14 protein-coding genes are annotated in these 19,831 nt (G+C 46.4%); 7 read left to right on the top strand and 7 right to left on the bottom strand.

Translation table 11 applies throughout. The annotated features are described in order from the left end of the window. Position 1: 1 nt before the first annotated feature. The 5 genes from bcsZ to ACJB0T_RS02250 are packed head-to-tail and all read right to left on the bottom strand — an operon-like array spanning position 2 to position 6,858. Positions 2-1,117 (bottom strand): cellulose synthase complex periplasmic endoglucanase BcsZ, encoded by a 1,116-nt coding sequence (gene bcsZ, locus ACJB0T_RS02270; RefSeq protein WP_479291452.1) that lies wholly within the window; start codon positions 1,115-1,117, stop codon positions 2-4. After that, positions 1,117-3,351, bottom strand: coding sequence for a cellulose biosynthesis cyclic di-GMP-binding regulatory protein BcsB (bcsB, locus tag ACJB0T_RS02265; protein WP_479291453.1), 2,235 nt, complete (start codon positions 3,349-3,351; stop codon positions 1,117-1,119). Before bcsB ends, bcsZ begins: the two co-directional genes overlap by 1 nt. A 9-nt stretch (positions 3,352-3,360) precedes the next feature. After that, positions 3,361-5,904, bottom strand: coding sequence for a UDP-forming cellulose synthase catalytic subunit (gene bcsA / locus ACJB0T_RS02260; RefSeq protein WP_479291454.1), 2,544 nt, complete (start codon positions 5,902-5,904; stop codon positions 3,361-3,363). A 2-nt stretch (positions 5,905-5,906) separates the two neighbouring features. Further along, complete coding sequence (locus tag ACJB0T_RS02255; RefSeq protein WP_479291456.1) at positions 5,907-6,629, bottom strand: cellulose synthase operon protein YhjQ/BcsQ; 723 nt, start codon at positions 6,627-6,629, stop codon at positions 5,907-5,909. Positions 6,630-6,636: 7 nt separating this feature from the next. After that, positions 6,637-6,858 carry a hypothetical protein gene (locus tag ACJB0T_RS02250; RefSeq protein ID WP_479291457.1) on the bottom strand — a complete coding sequence of 74 codons (222 nt, stop codon included), beginning with the start codon at positions 6,856-6,858 and terminating at the stop codon, positions 6,637-6,639. A gap of 328 nt (positions 6,859-7,186) precedes the next feature. On the opposite strand from ACJB0T_RS02250, the gene ACJB0T_RS02245 reads away from it, so the two are divergent. The 3 genes from ACJB0T_RS02245 to bcsG are packed head-to-tail and all read left to right on the top strand — an operon-like array spanning position 7,187 to position 10,157. After that, the gene (locus tag ACJB0T_RS02245; RefSeq protein WP_479291459.1) at positions 7,187-8,374 is read left to right on the top strand and encodes a BcsE family c-di-GMP-binding protein; all 1,188 of its coding nucleotides are present in this window, start codon (positions 7,187-7,189) and stop codon (positions 8,372-8,374) included. Continuing rightward, complete coding sequence (locus ACJB0T_RS02240; protein ID WP_162631224.1) at positions 8,371-8,523, top strand: hypothetical protein; 153 nt, start codon at positions 8,371-8,373, stop codon at positions 8,521-8,523. Before ACJB0T_RS02245 ends, ACJB0T_RS02240 begins: the two co-directional genes overlap by 4 nt. 2 nt (positions 8,524-8,525) lie before the next feature. Next, positions 8,526-10,157, top strand: coding sequence for a cellulose biosynthesis protein BcsG (bcsG, locus tag ACJB0T_RS02235; protein ID WP_479291462.1), 1,632 nt, complete (start codon positions 8,526-8,528; stop codon positions 10,155-10,157). A 61-nt stretch (positions 10,158-10,218) separates the two neighbouring features. Here the strand turns inward: bcsG and csrD are convergent, their stop codons facing one another. Together csrD and ACJB0T_RS02225 are read right to left on the bottom strand one after the other, a co-directional pair. Next, on the bottom strand, positions 10,219-12,210 hold the full coding sequence (gene csrD, locus ACJB0T_RS02230; RefSeq protein ID WP_479291464.1) for an RNase E specificity factor CsrD: 1,992 nt from the start codon (positions 12,208-12,210) through the stop codon (positions 10,219-10,221). Positions 12,211-12,431: 221 nt separating this feature from the next. After that, positions 12,432-12,968, bottom strand: coding sequence for a single-stranded DNA-binding protein (locus ACJB0T_RS02225; protein ID WP_479291465.1), 537 nt, complete (start codon positions 12,966-12,968; stop codon positions 12,432-12,434). A gap of 286 nt (positions 12,969-13,254) precedes the next feature. On the opposite strand from ACJB0T_RS02225, the gene ACJB0T_RS02220 reads away from it, so the two are divergent. From ACJB0T_RS02220 to ACJB0T_RS02205, 4 genes are all read left to right on the top strand, one after another. Then, the gene (locus ACJB0T_RS02220; protein WP_479292321.1) at positions 13,255-13,905 is read left to right on the top strand and encodes a LuxR C-terminal-related transcriptional regulator; all 651 of its coding nucleotides are present in this window, start codon (positions 13,255-13,257) and stop codon (positions 13,903-13,905) included. Between the two features lie 219 nt (positions 13,906-14,124). Further along, a complete protein-coding gene (galU, locus tag ACJB0T_RS02215; protein WP_479291467.1) occupies positions 14,125-14,994 on the top strand; it encodes a UTP--glucose-1-phosphate uridylyltransferase GalU in 870 nt (289 codons plus the stop codon). Between the two features lie 155 nt (positions 14,995-15,149). Then, positions 15,150-17,978 (top strand): excinuclease ABC subunit UvrA, encoded by a 2,829-nt coding sequence (uvrA, locus tag ACJB0T_RS02210; protein WP_479291469.1) that lies wholly within the window; start codon positions 15,150-15,152, stop codon positions 17,976-17,978. Between the two features lie 68 nt (positions 17,979-18,046). Beyond that, positions 18,047-19,825: a PglL family O-oligosaccharyltransferase gene (locus ACJB0T_RS02205; RefSeq protein WP_479291471.1), complete on the top strand. Its 1,779-nt coding sequence runs from the start codon at positions 18,047-18,049 to the stop codon at positions 19,823-19,825. The last annotated feature ends 6 nt before the right edge of the window (positions 19,826-19,831 follow it).

Here is a 19,831-nt window from a genome sequence, read left to right as displayed (position 1 = left end):
TTCACTGCTGACTATTCTCCGCCCACGGCACTAACAACTCTCCTTGGCTATTGAATCGATATTGGTTGTCGTACCACCCTAATCCAAACAGGGCTAACACATTGTTGTAATACTCATTATTGCGATCTGTCACAAGATTTTCGCGCACTCGTGCAGCCCAGTTTGACGTGACTTCTTCGTCGGCGTTTAAACCAATTAAAGGCAATAACGCAGCATCAAACCCAACAGGGCCACGTTGCTCCATTTTTCCACTCTGCGCATAAGTATTGAGCGGTGCGTATTGCTGTTTGATAGCTTGCGAAACAAACGGCTTAAATGACTCAACCATTGGCTGCGCCCCCTCCATGTCGCTTGGCATCATCCCCGCCCAGAGATAACTACGTATGGCATTGTAGTTACCGATGTCCGTTGTTTCTGAGTCGTACGTAACTGTCCTACCATCATAAAGAAGCCAATCCGGGCTCACCCCTTTGTGCTGGCTATCGAGCAATAATGTAAGAGAGCTCGAGTAGAGTTCACGCCAGTGGCCTTGCGTATCATTCTTTGCAAAAACAGCCAAGACGGTTAAAGGGACGTAACTTGGGTTGAGCTTTACCTTGTCACCTTGTACAAAACCTTGCTTACCGGGTAGCAGTTGTCTGCTACCCTGACCGAAAGTAACGGTTTCTTCTTTGAGAATACGTTTTGCGAGCAAGTATCCAACGTTCTGATAGTAATCATTACCCCATAAACGCCCCGCTTCTACTAAGGTATACGCTATCCACAAATCTGAGTCTGACGCTGAGTTACTGTCAATAACACCATAACCTTGCGCCGTGTTACCCCAAAGCCAAGCGGGAAGTCTAGCAGTAAGATCGCCCGCCGCTAGATGTTGTTGAGTCCAGTTATAAAGGGTATCAAATGCCGCTTTGTCATTTGCGACAAGAGCAAAGAACATCGCATATGACTGCCCTTCTGATGTGGTAATGAGTCTGGTATCAGAGCCATCAACAATGCGTCCCTCTGGTGTCATGTAGGCGGCTTTGAAATCCTGCCACTGCTGCCAAGTGTCGGCGCGACTTATCGGAGCTAGTACACTTAGCATCATGGCAAAAGTAAACAACCATGTTCTCATCATTAAGCTCCTTTTTGCGTGCTAACCTGACTCGCTAAACGGCGTTTTGCATAGCGTGACAGCATACGCCACATCACCAAGGTAAAGGCCACTACCAATAGCAAGGCTATCGCTACCATCAACATAGGTCTATCGGAGAAGTGGTACCAAACCAGATCGTAAAGCGGTAGTGAACCGACATAATAGTAGTCACCCACCTGATGACTCACGATGTCACTCGGAGTGATTGCCACTGCAGAGCCACTTACGCTATTTGCACGAGCGTTCATTGCAACGTACAGAAGCGGCACTGAGCCATCATTTCGGGCAGACAATACCGTGACGGTACGCTGCTTGGAAAACGGCGATTCAAAGCTGGCGATAGACGCAAATTCACCACGGGCGCGCACATTAGCACTCACCGTTGCTTGGCGACCAGAAAGTTTGGCCAACCCTTGAGCTTGCGGTTTTTCAGACACTGCGGTCGCCTCAATAAACCGCCCACTCTCACTGGAGCTCACGTGAGTCAGCGCCGTCGATGTGAGGTCAAATTTGGTCGCTGCTTGCACACCCAACACCAAAATATCTTTATCACTCAGAGCAGACTCATCCCATTGCTCTGTCAAATTAAACTGATAGGCAGGTAGGCCAGTTTTCTTAGCAATAAACCCAACCGTGTTTAACAACAGCTCAACCTCTTTTACGCTTGGTGTCGGAGCAATGACGACCACCGTTTCAGACAGATCAGCCATTTTCGAATAAGGGAAGCCCGAGCTTACAAATGACTGTGCATCCGGCATACGAATGTAGTGAGGGAAGCCAGAAAAATCGAGGGTGGACGCTCCATCTATCGCCGCATAATTGATAGTCGGTCCAATACCCTCACAAACGCCCGTTGATACATTGGCAATTTGAAAGTTAAACGCTAGCGTGTTGTTTTGTGAGATCTTAAACCCCGGTACTTGGGTCGATGACTTACCGGTAAACGACTCTGTGCCTAAGATAGGCACTCGCCATGTATCTTGCTCACCTTCGCTTCTATTTTCATCGAGTGGAAATGCTCGAACAAAGCTGTCGTTGACTGAGATATTCAAACGAGAGGTTTTAGTACCTTTCAAAGGAGGAGAGTAACGATAGCTCAGTTTCATTGGAACGCTATTGGCATTCCAAGTAAACAGATCAGGCGGTAGAGTAAAGTCGACACGGATCGGATTTAACTCAACACCTTGCGACTCCAGCTGATAGCTCCCCTCAATTAGCTCTGAGAACTTAACAGCCCTGTCGGTCGGTAACCAATTCGGCGCATCGTATGGCTTGCGAGGTGCAACATTGGTAACGCTGTTGATGTAGGCTACTTCGCCGGACATCAACTGGCTCCCTGCCACCAGACCGCGCGCCGCTAACTCCAACTGCTCATCATCTTTACCCAACACCAACAGTAATTTCTTACCCGGAATCGTAGGGTGCGTCACCATTTGAATGGTTGGTTGAGTGATCTCGGGTAAATCTTTAACGATGCTGGGGCGGTGATCATTGGTCGCAAACACGATAGCGTGCTGATCTGGCGCCTCACGCTGGTATACAGGGAAACTTACCTCGCGCCATTTTGCTTGGCTGGCGAAATAAGACGCCACGACTGAAGCAGAATGCAGATTTTGGGTACCAAAATCGCTCGGCAATACGACGGGGATGGTGACATTTTTTAAGTCACGTGCATCAAAAAACGGCGCGGGAAGTAAGCTAAGTTCGTTAGCCACATCAATATTACGTACATCAAGGGTAATACGACTCGCCGAACCTAATTCCCACCACAATGCAGGATCGCTGGCATCGCTACACTCTTGGTCAATGCGACCAATGAGTTCGAACTTTATCTGATTGTAGTTTTTGAAGAAACGACCATCGAGACGGATGTTTTTTTCCAGCTTGTGGGCACCATCTTGCTGGAAGTCCACGACATCCATCAGCTCTTCATTAAGATAGACACGAAGATGTGACACGCGCGCGCGCAGTGCTGGAGAAGGCGAAAAATACAAATCCAGCTCTCCACCCGTTATGATCTGATCAAGACGAGAGCCAAACCCCAGAAAAGCGGTGCCACCACTACCACGAATGGTGATTGAAGAAGGACCCGCAATCTCGCTGAAGGTATAGCTTACTTGCTTTGGAGACGTATCAGCAAAATCGGCTAGAGCAGAGGCAGACAACAAACAGCTCGCCCCGAGCATCACTCGCATTAACGCGTGAATCAGTTTCATTCTAATATCCTATACAATCCAGCGAGGACGATAGGAGGCAAGGTTCCTCATCATATCGACCCACTTAAAAACCACCACTCTGATCGCCGAGGGGCTAAACTCAATCATTTTTCTTATTCCAACCGCGCTGGCATAAAGCATGCTTTTCAAGCTCTCTAGCGGTTTGTCGTGTTCATAGGCTTGTTGCCATTTAGACCAAGTGTCTGAACGAGCAAACGTACACTGAACAAAGCGTTTTTCTTTTTCCATCGTCATTGGCAAAAGCTGGGCACCTACCACACCATCGCGACTAAAGCGCACGACACAACGGAACGATTCTTTGATGCCATAACGCTCGAGCGCAACCAAAATTTCATCACCAAGTTGAATGTTAGTAGCAGGATCTATCTGCATGCCAAGCCCACTAAACGAAAAGTCTTTCAGTGTCGCAGGATAATGATGCCCCGATGTGGTCATGAACGACACTGGGTAGTTCACATCAATTCGATGCGCCATACGCACTTGTTTTTCTTCCGCAGCAACGGCTAACGCAACACCGAGTACAATTAAGTTGTAGATGACCCAAAACAAATTCACCAACACAGTAGTAGTGTCAGTAAACTGATAATCAAACAAACGATAAGTGCCTACCGCAAATCCCAGCAGGTTGAGCAGCAACAAGCCAATGATAGGTTTACTGATATCCCAGTCAAAGAAGCGCTTGTCTATCAATCCGCCCTTCGCTGTAACATTAAATCGACCACGTCCCGGAGCGAACAATGCCACTGTGGTAGGGATGGCGATATACCAAGCCAAGACAGTTTCATACACCTCGCCCCAAAATGAATGACGGTATTGGCCTTGTATCCGTGAGTTGGCCACGTTGGCATGAAACATGTGTGGTAAAACAAACAGTACAATGGCAATCGCAGGCGCATAAATGATGTACGCATCTAAAATCAAAAACGCCAATGGCGCGATCATAAAGATAAGGCGTGGAATCCCACTTAAAAAGTGCATCATGCCATTGAGGTAGCACAAGCGCTGCTGCCAAGATAACCCCTTGCCCAATAGGGGATTATCCGTTCGGAATATTTGTGCCATTCCACGAGCCCAACGAATACGCTGACCTACGTGTGCCGACAAACTATCGGTTGCAAGACCCGCTGAAATCGGTTCTTTGAGGTAAGCGCTACGATAACCCAATCGGTGCATCTTTAATGCGGTGTGAGCATCTTCTGTTACGGTCTCTACGGCCACACCACCCACTTCCTCGAGCGGCCCTCGGCGCAATATCGCACAGGACCCACAGAAAAACGTCGCATCCCACATATCATTACCATCTTGGATCAAACCGTAGAACAAGTTGCCCTCATTCGGAAGTTGACGAAAACGAGATAAGTTACGTTCAAACGGATCCGGGGAGAAAAAATGGTGCGGGGTTTGTACCAAGGCAAGATTAGGATCTTTAACAAACGCGCCCATCGTCACCTGAAAGAAAGCTCGTGTGGGGATATGATCGCAATCGAAGATAGCAACATAATCACCCTGCGTTTGCTTTAGAGCATAGTTAAGGTTACCTGCCTTGGCGTGCTCATTGGTAGGTCGGCGAATATAACCGACGCCAGCCTGCTCAGCAAACGCCTGAAATGAATCACGTTTACCATCGTCCAAGATGTAAATATTAAGCTTATTCTTCGGCCAGTCGATTGCGGTGGCTGCAAGCACTGTGGCTCTAACGACATCCAATTCTTCGTTGTAAGTGGGAATAAACAAGTCAATACTTGGCCAAGTTTTGGGATCATCCGGCAAGGTTTCAGGAGTACGATTTAACGGCCAAATGGTCTGGAAATAACTTAAAATCAACACCATCCACGAATAGGTTTCTGCCATCAGCAGCACCAAACCGAGCATCATATCCAGATCTTTGTCCCAGTTGATAGTCGACGAGTATCGCCACCATAAATAACGACAAGAGGCGATAAGAGAGAGGATGATGAGCAGCATGTTCGGCAAGCGGCCTTTGACTCCGCGAACAGAAGCCGCAACTATCGCCAATACCGCCACAAACACAATCTGTGCGGTAATAGAAAACGGTACAGTCAAGCACAATACCGTCAATACTAAGAGTACGATGTAGAGCAAACTATCTGGAACGAAATGGTTCGCCGAGCGTTTTACCCCCTGCCCTTCAAGCTTATCATCAATGGCCGTCACAGCTCTCGCTGAGAAGCGTCGACAAGCACTAAAAAAGTGCGCTATGAGCCTTCGAATTGCATTAATATGACGTGTTAGGCGCCACTGCTGCCATGTAAAGTTCTGCTTGATTAACGCCAACCAGCACAACTGAATAAGAAGACGAAAGTTGTCACCAAAACTGAATGAATTGAAATTGATATGCGGGAAGGCGCGCTCCCAATCTAAGCGTGTCGGTGTCAATCGCGTACCTGCCAGCAAAATCAGAAAGCACAGCAGCAGCAGCGTGTGTCGATTCTTCAACGCCAACTCGGGTAACTGAATCGAATCGCTAAACTGATGCAGCAGGTCTGGTGAAACAAATCGGGCAACAAACATGATTATGAGCGAAGCTGGTTCTTTTCTACCTGAGACAACACGACGGTTGCCAATTGTCTAAATTCAACCGCCGCATTGGAGCGCGTCGCAGCAGTCATAACATTACCAAGCATGGCAAAAGCTTCTTGAATCGCAATGTCATAGTAGAGGTGGGCAGAAATAAGTCGAGTACTCAGAGCATCTTCCAGTACTAGAGTCATATCTCTTAGCAAAGCAATATCATGTCGACACTGATTCAAAACGAACATAGTTTTGCTATCAGGTGGGGTTTGTGCGATTTGTCGGCTCAATAACGTGACGCACATTGGTGTCGGATTGATGACGTGTAATGTCAACGTTGCGCTACGAGTTATTAACGATATGTCAGAGTTATAAGGCGCAGAAACAATAGTGATTTCAAATTTATCTTGCGCAGCCGTGAGCATCTCATCTAAGTAGCGGTCGTAGTCACTCAAAGTGAGTTCAGTGCTACCATGAGGCAAAAAGTAACTGCCAATCGGGTCTTTTAATAGTGTCTGCTTCCAACTCTGCCCATCTCGGACAGCGTCGGTCCATCCAGATACTTTGTCAGTTGGATGGCCAAACCAAGGTCCCATCAAATTCTTTGGATCTAAGTCTATTAGCAGAACTTTATGTCCAAGCACGGTATAAGCAGCCGCAAGATTAGCGGCGACAGTGTTTGCCCCCACTCCCGCATGAACGCCTTTTACCAGCAATATAGACATGAAAAACTCATTCCTCTTTTAACGAAACCTGAGAAGACTGCATCTGGTTATTAAGCGCAGCAAATTCCAGCTCAGGTGATTCGCTTTGCTCTGTTTTTTCTGATTGCAAAAAATTCCATTTGTTTTGCGATAATTTTATTTCATCGCTACGTTCTAAATTCTGATAACCAGAAGTTGGAATACCGTACGATTTATAAATTTGCTCGACATCGGTGGTATGGTTTTGCATTACCTTCTACTACTCAGCTTAAGATAAGTTTGTTCTAAATTTGTACGCATAGTACACTAAGCCCCAACTAATATCACTACTACTTATGGTAATTAGGCTAATGATTCAGCAAATCATGCACATTAACTCTTGGCAGGCATTGGAAAACCTGCTAATCCACCACGAAAAAGCCCCACTTTTCGAGACTAAAGCTGACCTATTTACCTCCCCATCTGGTAAGGATTTTCTTACACAAACTGACAAGCTCAGTGTTAAATCTACCGAACTTATCAACCATAGTTTCTCGCAGATATTCCTCTCAAACCCTGCACTATCAATGGCTGAGTTCTTGGATGATTTATCAAGATTGCCTATTAATAATAATGTTCATATCTGTATATTGCTCGACTTGGAGCAGAGTTCAAAACTAGATGTTAATTTTGCGATCGAACAAACAACAATTGATTTTATAAATATTACAATTTTGTTACTAGATGTTAATAATTCAATTAATCCTCAGGAATATAAACAATCTTTACGGGGAAAAAGGATATTTCTTGGTGAGTTAAAACAGCATAATCAACAAACTTTTATCAAGGCTATCCATTATCAAGATGGTGAAACTCAATTAGCCAATAAGCTGTTTTTATTGTCAGATGATGCAGGCAATCAAGTTAACAGGCAGATTTTGCCCGTATTAGTTTCTTCTCAAGCGGCAAGCCGTGACTTTGTCCATAAGCATGGGTTTCAGTTATTTGAGCAATTTAACTTCCCTAGTGCGGTGCTCGAAACCAGCGTCGCAACTGTCGTTGTACTCCCTTGTGGCGGTTTTGATGACATCAAGCGTGTCGCTAAAACCATTCTCCATAACAAGAAGCGTTATGGGGATGGTGTGCACTTTGTCATTAAAGAGCTAAGCCCTTGTATTCGCTACAATGATTTCCACATGCTCATCACAGCAGGGGCTCAAAGCATTGTCGATCACACGAAAAGCGATGCCGTGCTTTACGACCAAATACGCTTGGCGTCGATGACGAAAATGGAAGCAAATTACCTATCCGAAACGTCGCTATTTAAACAGTTTGAAAGCCCTGTCGATGAAAGTGGCTTTATCAGCTACAACTCATTTAAATCGCTAACGCTAAATGCCATCGAGGTTTGTCGTAATACACAAATTGAGTATGCGTTGGTCGAGTTAACCCCTTTCTCTTCAGTACCACTTAGTGAGGCAATGTCCTATAGTCAAATGAAGCGCCGAGGGGATATCGCTTGTCAAATTGATGGCCGCATTTTGATCTTTTTTAGCTCATTAAGACGTTATGAGATTCATCAGGCGTTATTGAACGTGTTTGCGGTGGCACAGAATGAACTGTTTATTGAACAATCACAATACACGGATGCTGATGAAATCATAACGCGACTTTCCAACATACAAGGTATTGATTACCCAGAAAAGCCAAGCATCACCGAAGCAGAGCTTGACAATGCGACCCCAGCTAGCCGCTTTGCTTCTCGTGTAGATTGGGATCAACTATGAATATTGAAGACTTTTTAACGGTCGCAGGCGTATTTACCGCTGTTGGCCTGGCTCTCGGTATCGTCGCACCAAGTATCGTGCGTCTATTATCAAGGCTAATTACAAAACTCAAAAAACGTCCTAAGCATTTACGAGAAACCAAGTTTTAACCATGGATAGAACCAAACCCTCAGCTCACATTTCACTCGGTTGGTGGACACTCTACTTTGCCCTGAAATTGGCACTATACGCCAGCGATACTCTGAGCTTTTCACCGCTCTACAATTTCAGTTTGCTCTGCTTTGTCGTGATCCCACTACGCAATCGCTGGCTCAACATTACCCGACATATCATTGCGATAGGCTTGGCACTGTTACTGCTACACCATGATTCTTATTTGCCACCACTGGCGCGGCTATTTAGCCAGTGGGATTTAGTCAGCCAATTCGACACCGTCTATCTGCTGGCACTGGCTAAGGATTTTATTTCCCTAGACTTTCTATTACTTGGCTTTGTACTCATCGTTGGCTATCTCTATTTGAGTCAGATCCTACGTTTATCCGCGTTTATCGTCATAGGTATGGTGATCGCGTCTATTCCTAGCTCATTTTGGCAGATGTCATTAACCACCAGCCAAGCAGTGGAAACGACAGCCAATAACGCAGGCAATAATACGCCAACCACAACGGCGCCGACTCAAGTTGCCGTGGATACGTCATCAGAAGGTCTCACCACCTATGTAGGACAATTCTTTCGCGAGCAGGCCTCTAAAACATCAAGTTTGTCGAACATAGACGCGCTAGCAACGCAACCTAACTTTGACATCCTGTTTCTGAGTGTCTGCTCATTGGCTTGGGATGACTTAGAGTATTCCGGCAACATCGATCACCCGATCTTTAAAGAATTCGATATTCTGTTTAAGCACTTTAACTCAGCAACGTCTTATAGCGGACCTGCGGTACTGCGTATTTTACGAGCCAACTGTGGTCAGCAGTCTCACGCCGACTTATTTAATGATAATTTGACTGCGCAATGTTCTTTGTTCGACCAGCTCGCACGTCTTGGCTACGAGAAAGAAGTGTTTATGAACCATGATGGTAAGTTCGATGGCTTCAATAAACATATCGCCAATAACATTGGTAACTTCTCCCCAGCGGTGGATATTGAAACCATGACGCCATCACAATACGCCTTTGATGGAACTCGAATTTATAGTGATGGGCAGATCCTCTCGCAGTGGGAACAAATCAATCATACTAAACCTACGGTCAGCCTATATAACACCATTAGTATTCATGATGGTAACCGAGTGGTAGGCCAGTCAGGCTCACGTTTGGTGACCTATAAACGCCAACAAAAAATCTTGCTCGATGAGCTGTATGCCTTCTTCCAAACCTTAAAAGCGAGTAAGCGTAACGTCGTTGTGGTGCTGCTGCCTGAGCATGGTGCTGCAGTGCGAGGCGATCGAATGCAAATCTCTGGGATGCGTGAAATCCCAACAAAAGCGATCACCAATGTGCCTGTTGGGGTTAAGTTCTTTGGTGATGTTGCGATTGAAAACCGCAGCCAAATCGATGTTGAGCAGCCAGTAAGCTTCTTAGCGCTAAGCGATCTACTTGCCAATATCTTAAGCAGCAATATGTATGAGGGTAAAGCAACGTCTTTGACGTCACTGACCCAAGGCTTACCAACAACGCCAGTTATTTCACAAAACTCAGGAACGACGATGCTCGAAGTGAATGACACTCAGTTCTATAGCTTCGATGACCAATCTTGGACCGAGTATCGACCGCGTATCAATTAGTGTTTAGAAAGCTGCTCTATAAAAAATAAGCGCCTTTAGGCGCTTATTTTTCGACTCATCTTTAGCTTCGCTTCCAGCGGTTACGACGTCCCGGCTTAATCGATGTTGTTTTGGTCTGCGCTTCTGGCAGCAACTGAGTCTCAGCAGCAAAGTAGCGACCTTGACCACCTTTGACACCAAGGTCTATTAAAGTATGCCACTCTTTCTTAGTTTCAACGCCGACGGCTATCACCTGCGTCGGTGCATCGCCACAGGCTCCAACCATACTGCGTACAAACAGCTGGTTTTCGTCACGCTGATCGATACGTTTAACCAAACTGCGGTGCAGTTTTAAATAGTCTACTTTTAAGTCTTTAATGTAGTGAGTACTAACAATCGAACGGCCAGCCTGACCAACAATCACTGTACACCCCAAGCCAGACAGCATTTTCACAACCGGTCGGATATAATCCAAGTGCTGTACCAAGCGCGCCTCTGAAAACTCAAAACTAAGTTGACGTCGGACACTGACCGGCAACTGCAGCAACTCATCCCTAAACCACTTGAAATAGTTTCTGTTGGCGAAAGGCACCACGTATACGTTGATCGACAAAGGTAATGTGATTTTTCCTTGTTTGATACTTCTAAACACCTTACCTAATACTGCGCGATCGAAATTAGATTCGTAGCCTACTTGTAATAGCGCTGAGTGGAAGCGAGAGGCTTTCACAGTGCCACGTTCAGGATCATCAATGCGGGCAAACAGTTCTTTGTGCAGCGGCGCAAGCTCTTTGCCTTTTTCATATAGGTAACAAGGCTGAGCATAAATGAGTAGATTCTCTGGCAGTAGCGCGCGGTCAAATAGTGTGCGCCAACGGACACTACCGCGCTCATCAAACTTCTGAACTTGTTTTTGGAAGCGGCTCCAGTTGTTCACTTTTTGCAGTTGCGCACTCTTAAGCGCGGTTTCCGCCTCTTCCATAATGCGGCCACTACGCTCACCTTCTGAATACATGCTCACACCAATGTGACACCAGTTATCTTCATCTAAAGGTGCAGGTGGTGGCGATTTCTCCATTTGACGGATGCATTGGCTAGCAAGAGCGGCAACATCTTTCGAGCTTTGATGAGGAATGAATATGGCAAAGTCGGCATCGTAATAGCGAGAAAAAATCGCATCGGGATATTTGTGTACCGCTTGAGATAGAACTTCTCCGACTTCAATAAGGAAATCGTCTGCATCAGATTTACCCAGCTTATCTTGTGCTTGTTCCCAATCTTCGATGCGGAACAAGATAACACCACCTTGCGCCCCGCTCTCTTGCAAGGCAGATTCTAATTTGCTGTCAAACAAGATTCGGTTAGCACTGCCAGTAAGAGGATCTAAGAACGTCTGGGTACGGATAAAGGTGTCGAAACGGCTGCGCTCTTGACGAGCATCTTGCAGCTCCTCGATAAGAATATCCAGCGCCTCACTCGCGGTATACGGCCATTCGCGCTCATCGCCTTTAGCGAACTGTTCAACACGACCGCCAAGGATCATTCTTCCTCGCTCTTCTAAAAGCTCTGAGCCAACTAATTGCTGGCGAAGCCATTTCACCCCTTGCATCAAGCAAAATACAATGAGGCCAAACGCAAGGGTCACTGACCACATGGCTTCAAGGGAATAGCGCACATCAAGATAAGGTGGCAACGCAACAAACTCCACACGATAACCTTCGTTACGCTCTAGATCGAAGCTTTGCTTATACACTATGGTTCTATCGAGTGTCGGTGAGGTGTTTTTATAACGATAAACGACACCAGCAGAGGACATCAGTTGCATTTCGATAATATTACTGGCTTGCAGCATTTTGGGCATCCAGCGCTGCATCATGTAAGCCGCATCAGGATCCTCAAGCTCTTTGTCAATAACCTTTACGATCCCAACAAGGTGATGGTTAAGATACTCTTGCCCCATACGCTTGATGGACAAAGTGCCACCCACGAATAAGATAAAAACGGCACTCATCACAATGACGGTCACAAAAGCGACCAAGCGCGTGCTCAGTTTAAGAGTGGGGGTTTGCCTCATAATTTGCCAAAGTCCTTTTTGAACGAATTGTCGCTATCGCCTATCAATGATCGAGAGTAAAGCAGCTAGGCAGTTGATTGTTTGTTATATCAAATTTAGCCAAAACCGTTAAGTCACAAGCTATGGCAGGGTTCTAAGAAACAAAAAAAACCGCGACGAGTGTCGCGGCCTTTCAGCATCTGTACTGTGAATCAGCTTCACTGCGCACAAAGGTATTCGATTTAGAACGGAATGTCGTCATCGAAATCCATTGGTGGCTCATTGTATTGTGGCTGCTGTTGAGCAGGCTTTTGCTGAGCTGGCTGTTGAACTGGTTGTTGTGGCTGACCCCAACCTTGCTGTTGTGGTGCTTGCTGTTGCATGCCACCTTGGTTCATGCCGCCCTGCATAGGAGCACCACCACCTTGACGACCGCCTAGCAATTGCATTTGCCCAGTAGGCCACTGAACAACCACTTCTGTAGTATAGCGATCCTGACCATTCTGGTCTTGCCACTTACGAGTCTGAAGTTGGCCTTCAAGGTAAACTTGAGATCCCTTACGCAGATATTCACCAGCAATCTCAGCCGTTTTGCCAAATACCACTACACGGTGCCATTCAGTTTTTTCACGCTGTTCGCCAGTGGCTTTGTCACGCCAAGTTTCAGACGTCGCAACAGTAAGATTAGCGATTGCGTTACCATTCGCACTATATTTAACCTCTGGGTCTTGCCCTAGGTTACCCATAATGATGACTTTGTTTACTCCACGGCTTGCCATGTTTTGCTCCGTAACCACAGTGTGTTTTAAAATAGCCCAGTAGGATACCATGAACCTGCAAGACAGCAACAGCGCTTATGTGAACTATCCTACAATCCCGACCCCGCATTTGAATACAAGTCTAGCGCCTAAACTTCAGCTCATCTAGGCACACTGCCTACCTAATACACATATCAATTACTTAAATTAGTTTAAGTCTCTCCCATTTTGTGCCGGAAACACTAGCCGCTCGCTTCCATATACACCACCATGCACATTAATTCAGCGGCAAAAATTATTAATGACGATGAGAAAAAACAGTTACAAACGCACCATACAACACGTCAGCCTCGGTCAAGATCATGACGTCACCGAACGCATTAAGACGCTCTCCAGTCTTTGTATTAATCCAATCGATACCATTGCCCCCAACGATCTATTGAACGCCACAACAGGGCCACGAAATCGAATCTTACTGTTTGACTACGAAGAGTCGCTCGATCTGTTTAAGCAGGTACTGAACCTCCCCCTTGCCAGCAAAAACTTTGAGACCATTTTGATCAACGTACCGCACCGCTTAACCACTGAAGAGATCCTAAAGTATGGTCATCTAAAAGGGCTGTTTTACAGCCATGAAGATGGCAATAAGATTACTTTTGGCTTCGGTGAAATCATTAATGGTAAAAACTGGCTGCCAAGAGATGTTGCCAGTCAATTACTGCACCACTATCGATACGTGGTTTCTGCTAACACGTGCACGACAGTGGTCGACTTAACTTCTCGTGAAATTGAGATTCTACGTTGCTTACAGTCAGGTGCCAGTAACCTGGAGATATCTGAAGATCTCTACATCACTGAGTCAACGGTCAAATCACATTTGTATCAGATATTTCGCAAACTATCGGTAAAAAATAGACTGCAGGCCATCGCTTGGGCCAATCAGCACCTATTGTCTTAAATAGCTTTTATCTTTATAGACTACTGCCTTATAAGCTTGTCATCGTCTAGGCTCTCGATTCACAAATAACTCGCTTTTTTTGCACTCGTTCTCTTTGTCTGGATGTGAACCGAACTTCACAACATTTCTACTGTCATAACCGCTCGTTAGTCTGTAGACTTAATCCCATTCGCCCCAGTTGGCAATGAATTGAAACCTATAAAGATAAAGGGTCTTATCATGATTAAGAAGTGCCTATTCCCGGCTGCGGGTTATGGAACTCGTTTTCTTCCAGCAACCAAATCGATGCCAAAAGAGATGATGCCTGTGGTGAACAAACCACTGATTGAGTATGGTGTAGAAGAAGCTATTCAAGCAGGTATGGACGGCATGTGCATCGTAACGGGTCGTGGCAAACATTCCATCATGGATCACTTTGATAAAAACTACGAACTTGAGCATCAAATCAGTGGCACTAACAAAGAAGAGCTGTTGGTTGATATTCGTGACATCATTGACTCTGCACAGTTCACCTATATTCGACAGCGCGAAATGAAAGGTCTAGGTCACGCTATCCTAACGGGTCGTGAGTTAGTCGGCGATGAGCCGTTTGCTGTTGTGCTTGCAGACGATCTTTGTGTCAATGAAGAGCAAGGCGTGCTAGCACAAATGGTGGCACTGTATAAACAGTTCCGCTGCTCAATCGTTGCGGTACAGGAAGTACCAAAAGATGAAACGCACAAATACGGCGTTATCTCTGGTGAGATGATCAAAGACGACCTGTTCCGTGTTGATGATATGGTTGAAAAGCCAGAGCAAGGCACAGCACCAAGCAACCTTGCTATTATCGGTCGTTACATCCTAACTCCAGATATCTTCGAGCTGATCGAGCAAACTGAACCGGGTAAAGGTGGCGAGATCCAAATTACCGATGCACTTCTTAAGCAGGCAAAATCAGGTTGCGTATTGGCGTACAAATTCAAAGGCCAGCGCTTTGACTGTGGTAGCGTTGAAGGCTACATCGAAGCGACAAACTACTGCTTTGAAAATCTCTATCTAAAAGATGAGAAAGCGGCGGAGCTTGGTAAGCACGCGACAAAAAAGGCGTAAGCTAACCTCAAATCTACATCTTTAATAAAGTGCTACGTGGCCCCACAACGTAGCACTTTTTTGCCCTCTCGACCTGTTTTTTTATCCAGTACTTCTTTGCACAAACTTCACACTATGTAATACTTGTCACACTACGTTTTACATGAGTGGCAATAATGGACAATATCGAAGTTAGGGGTGCTCGTACCCATAACCTGAAAAACGTCAACCTGACAATTCCTCGCGACAAACTCACAGTAATTACTGGCCTATCAGGCTCAGGCAAGTCATCACTCGCCTTCGACACTCTTTATGCCGAAGGGCAACGTCGCTATGTCGAGTCTCTTTCCGCTTATGCAAGACAATTTTTATCATTGATGGAAAAGCCCGATGTTGACCATATTGAAGGTCTGTCTCCAGCGATTTCTATTGAGCAAAAGTCGACGTCTCACAACCCTCGCTCCACGGTCGGCACGATTACTGAAGTCTATGACTATTTGAGGCTGCTTTACGCTCGTGTTGGCGAGCCACGCTGTCCTACCCACAAAGTGCCACTTGCAGCCCAGACAGTCAGCCAAATGGTCGACAAGGTACTCGAACTGCCGGAAGGCTCAAAGATGATGCTGCTTGCGCCAATCGTCAAAGAGCGTAAAGGGGAGCACGTCAAAACATTAGAAAACCTTGCCGCGCAAGGCTTTATTCGTGCTCGTATCGACGGTGAAACTTGCGATCTGTCCGATCCGCCGACTCTAGAACTTCATAAAAAGCACACCATTGAAGTGGTCGTTGACCGCTTCAAGGTTCGCGATAACTTACAGCAACGTCTTGCGGAATCGTTTGAGACGGCACTGGAGCTCTCTGGTGGTATTGTCGGTGTGGGTTGGATGGATGAACCTGAGAAGGAAGATATCATCTTCTCAGCAAACTTTGCCTGCCCATATTGTGGCTACAGCCTACAAGAGTTGGAGCCAAGACTATTTTCATTCAACAACCCAGCGGGCGCTTGTCATACTTGTGACGGCCTAGGCGTACAACAGTATTTCGACCCAGAGCGCGTGATTGTTGATGACAGCTTGAGCATTGCAGATGGTGCTATTCGTGGTTGGGACCAAAAAAACTACTACTACTTCCAAATGCTCACTTCGCTCGTCAAACATTATGACTTTGATCTGTTTGCACCATTTAACTCATTACCTAAAAAGATCAAAGACGTGGTTTTGACGGGCTCTGGCCGCACCGAAATTGAATTCAACTACGTCAATGATCGTGGTGATATTCGCGTGAAACGCCACCCATTCGAAGGGATCCTTAATACTTTAGAGCGTCGTTATCGTGACACCGAATCCAACTCAGTAAGAGAAGATCTCGCTAAATACATCTCAACCAAGTCTTGCGGCACTTGTGGCGGTACTCGTTTACGTGAAGAAGCGCGCAATGTGTTTGTCGACGATACCACGCTGCCAGAAATCGTTGAGATGAGCATCAGCGAAGCGATGGACTTTTTCAAATCTTTGAAACTAGAAGGACAGCGCGCGCAAATTGCCGAGAAGGTCATGAAGGAAATCAACGACCGACTGCACTTTCTGGTGAACGTTGGACTGAATTACCTCAACCTATCACGCAGTGCCGAAACGCTATCAGGCGGTGAAGCTCAGCGCATCCGGTTAGCAAGCCAAATTGGCGCAGGCCTTGTTGGGGTGATGTATGTCTTGGATGAGCCATCCATTGGTCTCCACCAGCGAGATAACGAACGCTTACTCAACACCCTAACTCACCTACGTGATTTAGGTAACACAGTCTTGGTGGTCGAACACGATGAAGATGCGATCCGCACCGCTGACCACGTGATTGATATCGGCCCGGGTGCCGGTGTACATGGTGGCTCAGTAGTTGCCGAAGGCACTATTGACGATATTATCGCTTCCGATCAATCACTAACAGGTCAATACCTGAGTGGTAAGCGTGAAATTGCGATTCCAGAGCAGCGCACGCCAATGGATCCGAAAAAAGTGGTCACCCTACAAGGCGCGACAGGCAACAATCTGAAGAATGTTGACCTTACTATTCCTGTTGGTCTATTTAGCTGTATTACTGGTGTTTCTGGCTCAGGTAAATCGACTCTGATTAATGATACCTTCTTTAAGATTGCTCATACCCAACTCAACGGAGCAACGACTGCCGAGCCTTCACCATACAAGAAGATTGAAGGCTTAGAGCATTTTGACAAGGTAATTGATATCGACCAGAGTCCTATTGGTCGAACGCCTCGCTCCAACCCTGCGACGTATACCGGCATCTTTACTCCAATCCGTGAGCTGTTTGCTGGCACCCAAGAAGCCCGTTCTCGAGGCTACAAACCGGGACGCTTTAGCTTTAACGTTCGCGGCGGTCGCTGTGAAGCTTGTCAGGGTGACGGTGTTATCAAGGTAGAAATGCACTTCCTTCCAGACGTGTATGTTCCATGTGACGTGTGTAAAGGTAAACGCTACAACCGCGAAACCTTGGAAGTACGCTACAAAGGTAAAACCATTGATGAAGTGCTGCAGATGACTGTAGAGGACGCGCGAGAGTTCTTCGACCCTGTCCCAGTAATTGCAAGAAAACTGCAAACTCTAATGGATGTTGGTCTGTCATACATTCGACTCGGTCAAGCCGCTACAACCCTATCAGGGGGTGAAGCACAACGTGTCAAACTTGCTCGCGAGCTATCTAAGCGTGATACAGGTAAAACACTCTATATTCTGGATGAGCCAACCACAGGCCTGCATTTCCATGATATCGAGTTGTTGCTATCGGTACTGCATCGTCTGCGCGATCATGGCAACACAGTAGTTGTCATTGAACACAACCTTGATGTCGTTAAAACGTCCGATTGGGTGATTGATTTAGGTCCAGAGGGTGGCCAAGGCGGTGGTCAAATCATTGCCGAAGGTACACCAGAAACTGTGTCCCAAGTCGAAGGTTCGCACACCGCACGCTTCCTAAAGCCTATGCTAACAGGGTAAATTAGAGCATTATCACGGGAGGCCAATGTTGGCCCCCGTTATTTTCTTGGATTTAACTCGTCACAACTATGGCTATCATTCATACCAATGGCACCGAACTAGAGCCAGTTAGAGTTCGCCCGCCACTCAATCGCAAATTTATGACCGCTATGGCGGTACTGTTTCTCGTTGCGATGCATTTCTTTTGGCCTAACCCCGGAGGAACGGGGCTGGCACTGTCATTTAATAATACGGCTTGGATAGCCTTCTCTTTCGGATTGGGTATTGGTCTGTATCAACTTGGAACGAACCAAGCTCTACGATACAGCAAATTGACTGTTGGTTTAGGGCTTGCCTGCCTACTCATGAGTGCACCACTGCTGTACAGTCAACCTGACCTTGAAGCGGTACTGCCAAGGTTTATCGGCTTATGGAGTGGCTTTTTGCTGTTTGTGTTGCTGCAACAGTTTCAATTTACCAATAAGCAAAAGCAGCGCTTGCTGTGGTTGGTGGTGCTTGCTGCCTGTATCCAAGCGCTGTTCGGTTACGTTCAGTACTTCTTGCTTAGCGCGGACAATCCATTGGGATACAACGTACTCAGCAATCGACCGTATGGCATTTTCCAACAACCGAATGTGATGGCGAGCTTTCTAGCGACCGGATTTGTGTTGTCCGGCTATTTACTCGCAAGACAAAAACACAAATACAACTGGCACATCAGCGATGTCTCCATCTTGTATTTAATGCCAATCATCGTGTTACCTCTCATTGTCGTTCTCGGCTCGCGTACTGGATGGATAGGAGCAATCATTGGCTTTATCTTGTTGGTACCGTATCTCTATCGCCACTCCACACGCAAGCGTTTTAGAGGCTGGACGTTGGCAGCTCTAGCCGGACTGGCCTTAGGCCTACTGATGGGTTTTGCCAATTCGGGCAGTCAGAACCTGATCACCAACAAAGCTCAACTAGAAGATATTCGCTCAACTATCTACAGTCAGTCGCTGGATATGCTGATTGAGAAACCCTTTACGGGTTATGGACTAGGAAAGTTTGAGTCTGGATACTTGATCTATACCGCAAGGCAGCACCAACTCAATGACAGCTTTGCCCCGGGGATCCCTGCGCTTGATCACCCCCATAACGAACTTCTATTGTGGGGGATCGAAGGTGGGCTGCTGCCGATTCTGGGGATCTTACTGGCCTCACTGTTCGTGTTAAGTCGTATCTATACCGCTAAACCCGGTACTCGACTGGCTATCTTTGCTCTGTTTGTGCCGATTTTTCTGCACAGCCAATTGGAGTACCCATTTTACCACTCGCTGATCCACTGGATCACTTTTGTGATACTGATTTATTGGGTAGACCAGCGCACGCCGAGGCTAAAGAGCGTCTCATTCAGCAGTATAACCAAAACCACTTGCCGAGTATTTTCATTGCTGATTCCAATTCTAGTCAGTATCTATATGGTTGCAGCCTTGCACACTAACTATGTACTCACTCAATTTGAAAAATCACAGCCAGTGAATGCAAGTCTGTTAGAAAAGGTCACCAACCCCGTGGTATGGAAAGATCGCTACCACTGGGATCTCTACAGCACCTACCTCAAACTTGGCTTATCCACCAATAATCCTGAGTACATCCAGCCTTACATCGATTGGTCTGTAGAAGTGATTAAGAGCAAGCCAAGGCCGGCCTTTTATCGCAATTTGATTTTGGCCTACCAAGGCAGCGGCGAGATAAATAAAGCGCAACAAGTGCTTGCTGAAGCTGAATATCTCTTCCCGCAGCAAAGCTTTGGATTGGTTGCGGTAAAACCGGTTAGCCATGCCGAGGAGACGCAATCTCAAGCGGAGTCTCAGAAGAAATAGCCGGAA

Source organism: Vibrio sp. CB1-5 (assembly GCF_059412285.1).
The sequence above is the reverse complement of the archived record's forward strand: the minus strand, read 5'-3'. Positions and strand labels throughout refer to the sequence as shown.